Here is a 4,098-nt window from a genome sequence, read left to right as displayed (position 1 = left end):
AAATGATTATCATTATCGTTCATTCTCAATAAGCTCTCTGGTTGCCGACAATTGTTTAGGGTCGGGTAACAGAGAAAAACCGCTCTGGACTTACTTTTCAACCTACTTGTCACCCCGTGAGGGATTTCGTAGGAACGAATCGCACCCCCGTGATAAATCAACGGGGATTCTAAAAGGTGATTAATTTTGGCATTGAGGACAAAAATGGGACGATCGCCCCCCCAACTTAATCTTTTCTATGGGTGTCCCACAGACTCGACAGGGTTGTTTATGACGACCATAAACCCAAGCAACACCCCCATAGTTGCCATTTATCCCAGTAACCCCTCGAAAATCACTAAAGGTTGTTCCACCCTGATCAATAGCTGTTTTTAACACTTCTATCATAGCTTCTCGTAACCGTTTAACCTGTTGAGGGGTTAAGTCTTTCCCTAAGGTTGTGGGTAAGATACCGCTTTTAAACAAAGCTTCATCGGCATAGATATTACCCATCCCGGCAACGATCGCTTGATCCAGGAGAATCGTCTTAATATTGCGCTGACGACGTTTTAACCTGTCGATGAAGTAATCTATAGAAAATTCCTTTGCAAAGGGTTCTGGACCCAATTTTTGCAGTCCTGTGATGATGTTTTCCGGAGGTTGGTTGGGGGGAACCCACCACACCTTACCAAAGGTGCGAATATCGACAAATCTTAATTCTTGCGACTGGTTACAAAACAAACGTAAACGGGTATGACGGGATAAGGGTTCGTTTTCCTTTACCCATAATAATTGACCGGTCATGCGTAGATGAACCCCTAAGCATCCTTTCTTCTCTTGTAGGGGAACCAGTAAATACTTACCTCTTCTTTGCCACTTGTCAAAAGTAGCATTTTGGATCTGGTCTAAAAATTCTTGGCTAGAAGGGGGGTAAGCAAGTGTACGATCCAACAATACTTCTGCACCCTCAATAGTTTGTCCGAAGGTCAATTGATTTAACCCTCGGCAAACCGTTTCAACTTCAGGCAACTCTGGCATTTAATCCTGAAAGTAATTACTTAGACTCGACAACTTCTACTTCGTTTTCAGCAAAGTTGTTGGTGTTAACTCCAGTGGCACTACCACTAAAGCCATTGTAATTGACTTTATCAAAACGAACCACTACAGGATAGAGAATGCCGGCCTTATCCACAGTAGCAACGGTACCAACATCGTTGTACCAGTAAGATTCTTTACGTTTGATTCTAACTTTGTCTCCACGCTTGACCATAGGTATTGTCCTTAATAAATTGATATTGAAAGGGAAGGAAAAAAAGTCCTTATCTATAAAAGCCTACTATTGGATCGCAACACCTTGCTACTACAAAAGTTTAAGTTTTATTAAGAATCTCGCCAAGCAAGTTCAACAAAATAGGCTGGATGGCCTGAAAAATCACGGGTTCGGGCGATTTGTCCCAGTTCTAAATTGAAGGGAATAGCGGTTGTAAGATATTTTTGTGCCAAGATACCCAAGTCAGGGGACAGTTGTGATGCGGTGGAGGTTGCCAAGAGTAAGCCTAAAGCTTGTTCAATAGGTCCTTTGGGCAATAAAAAATGAGTTCCCAGTGCAAAGCTGGTGGTTAACAACATATTGACAGACATATTGGTACCGCAACGGGGATGTACAGCTAAATTCCAAACCCCCGCCCGAAACCGTTGTAAGGCTTTGGTGACGGCTTTTTGTAAGTCTAAATGGTTAACCTCTCCGTAGAGATAGAAACCATTGGGAGTGGATAAACCCCCCAAATTTTCGTTATCTTGTAACCCGTGTCTAGTTTCGCTCAGTACCCAAACAGTACCATGTTCTAAACCATGGACTTGACGCAGCATGAGTATTTCTTTTAAGCCTGGAATAAATCCCAGTTGTTCTAAAGTGTCGCTATCTTGCTGATGTTGGGGACGATACCAGTCTAAGTCCCAAAGGTTTCCAGTGGCAGGGTTAACCGAGTTGGTCATACTTATAAGTAGTTAAAGATATTTACTTTATTATAGATAATCTTTCTTGATAAAAAGTGATTTATTTATCTAGATAAATAAATCCCCCAACTTCTGCAAGTTGAGGGATGAATTTTTTTTTAATTATCTTCTGGAAAATCCTAATTAAGCAAAAGCAAAATCACTAGCACTTAAATCATTAATGTTAGTATTCAGAAGCAGTGCAAAATCACTGCCACCTATTCCGATTAGTGCATCATCTCCTACTTGACTTAACTCAACACCATCAAAACCAATGCCAAATCCAGCAATACCGATGACATCTTCCTCAATGGTAAAGTCGGTAACTGTATTGATTCCATCAGTGAAATCTCCAGTAGCAATCCAGAATTGATCCCTTCCTTCACCTCCAGTAATGGTATTATCCCCATCAGAAGTAACAAAGAATTGGTCATCACCAACTCCCCCAAGAATGCGATCGCTTTGTCCCAGAATGGCAATATCATCTCCACTTTGTAAGTAGATACGGTTCTCACCTTCGCTGACAGAACTATCAACCAGATCGTTGCCACCACCAGCAAAAACAAGTTTCCTGCTTCCTTCAACTTCAATAGTCTCACCATCAATGCTGCCAAACTCTGGAACAAAGGGAGGTGGTTCAACCTCCACCGTGACTGTTGCTGTAGCAAACCCACCATTGCTATCGGTGACGGTATAAGTAAAGGTATCGGTTCCAAAGAAATCAGCATTGGGAGTATATAATAATTCCCCCTCTACTTCTTGGACTGAACCGTTACCAGGAGTAGTAAAACTGTCAATACTTAAGACATCTCCTTGGTCAATATCAGAGTCATTAGCTAAGACATCGACACTCACCCTTACTCCCTGTTGGGTTTGCTCATCGTCATCCACCGCTACTGGAGGATCATTGACCCCATCGATGGTGACAGTGACAACGGCACTATCGATTTCCCCATTGCCATCAGTAATGGTATAGCTAAAGATTTCACTGTCTTGTCCACCAAGGGGGAGGGAATCAAATTGTCCATTGGGATCGTAAGTTACCGTTGTGCCATCGGTACTGATTTGCCCTAATAGTCCTGTATTGTCTAAGCTGGTTACGCTAATACCTGTACCACTGGTATCGGTATCATTGGCTAAGACATCTATTTCTACTTGGTTCTTTTCATCGGTGTTGGCTGAGTCATCTTCAGCAACGGGGAGTTGAGGAGCCGTACCGTTAATTGTGATATTTACAGTAGTACTATCTTCATTGAAAACTCGTGGGTCGGCAATTCCGAAGCCGGGAGGGGGAGAAGGAGCGGAGTCGGAGGGACTAACTTCTTGCCCATCAGTAATGGTGTAGGTAAAGCTATCGGTATCCGTTTGTCCTTGTTCAAGGTCGTCAAAGGCTCCGTTCTGATCGTATTCAAAAGTGCCATCACTGTTGAGAGTTAGCAAAGCCCCCGAAGCGAGGGTAATTTGAGTTCCCACATTAGCATCATTGTCATTAATTGCTGTGACTGTTAGGGTTGGACTTTGGATAAAAAACAATTGTTAGCGTAAATTTTACGCTAAACATATCTCCAGAGCTAAAATAGAGAATTAAGGTGATTTTAAAAACTCTCTTTCCATCTTTTTAGGGGATTTTAAATATTAAATAGCTTCATTCAGTTTCGGTTCCAATATAGATATCTAAGTAGCTTTCAGTTAGAGATTGAATGACTCGTTCTAATTCATCAATGAGATTTCTTCTAGTGAGTTTTTCTACAGCATCAATATGAGCAGAACTTCCGGCTCGTCCTAAATATTTATATTTGGTTTTTTTCTCATTATTAGTGGCCATAGGAAAAATTGATTCAGCAGCCTGTAGTTTATAATACCAGTAGATTGTTCCCTTTCCATTAACCTGATAACGAATAATATAACAATTAGCTGGTGCTACTTCCCCTTCCCGTTCAATTTTCTTTATTTTCTGTTTAAGAGAGCGAATTAGACTCTTAATTTGTTTGGCTCTCAGGTGGACATCTTGACTGGTCTTAAGTTCGGAATGTGATGACATTAGCCTTAACTGTAACAAACAACCTCTTTTGATGTTAGCGTATATATTCCGCTAATTTATAAGGTAATAAATCTTAAAAATGA

The 4,098-nt window shown here is 41.2% G+C and carries 5 protein-coding genes; all 5 read right to left on the bottom strand.

Features of this window, described 5'->3' with window-relative positions; all coding sequences use genetic code 11:
* Positions 1–180 precede the first annotated feature (180 nt).
* The 5 genes from CWATDRAFT_RS30135 to CWATDRAFT_RS30115 all read right to left on the bottom strand — a co-directional run bounded on the left by CWATDRAFT_RS30135 (position 181) and on the right by CWATDRAFT_RS30115 (position 4,015).
* Positions 181–1,017: a DNA-formamidopyrimidine glycosylase gene (locus tag CWATDRAFT_RS30135; RefSeq protein ID WP_007308508.1), complete on the bottom strand. Its 837-nt coding sequence runs from the start codon at positions 1,015–1,017 to the stop codon at positions 181–183.
* 16 nt (positions 1,018–1,033) lie between these two features.
* Positions 1,034–1,249 carry a photosystem I reaction center subunit IV gene (locus tag CWATDRAFT_RS30130; RefSeq protein ID WP_007308507.1) on the bottom strand — a complete coding sequence of 72 codons (216 nt, stop codon included), beginning with the start codon at positions 1,247–1,249 and terminating at the stop codon, positions 1,034–1,036.
* A 110-nt stretch (positions 1,250–1,359) separates the two neighbouring features.
* A complete protein-coding gene (locus CWATDRAFT_RS30125) occupies positions 1,360–1,974 on the bottom strand; it encodes a DUF6391 domain-containing protein (RefSeq protein WP_007308506.1) in 615 nt (204 codons plus the stop codon).
* Between the two features lie 144 nt (positions 1,975–2,118).
* Entirely contained in the window at positions 2,119–3,507 is a 1,389-nt protein-coding gene (locus CWATDRAFT_RS30120; protein WP_007308505.1) for an Ig-like domain-containing protein, read from the bottom strand.
* 112 nt (positions 3,508–3,619) lie between these two features.
* Positions 3,620–4,015 (bottom strand): hypothetical protein, encoded by a 396-nt coding sequence (locus tag CWATDRAFT_RS30115; protein ID WP_007308504.1) that lies wholly within the window; start codon positions 4,013–4,015, stop codon positions 3,620–3,622.
* Positions 4,016–4,098 lie beyond the last annotated feature (83 nt).

The sequence above is a fragment of the Crocosphaera watsonii WH 8501 genome, assembly GCF_000167195.1.
GTDB lineage: Bacteria > Cyanobacteriota > Cyanobacteriia > Cyanobacteriales > Microcystaceae > Crocosphaera > Crocosphaera watsonii.
Note: the sequence above shows the minus strand (reverse complement) of the source record. Positions and strands in the feature narration are given on the sequence as shown.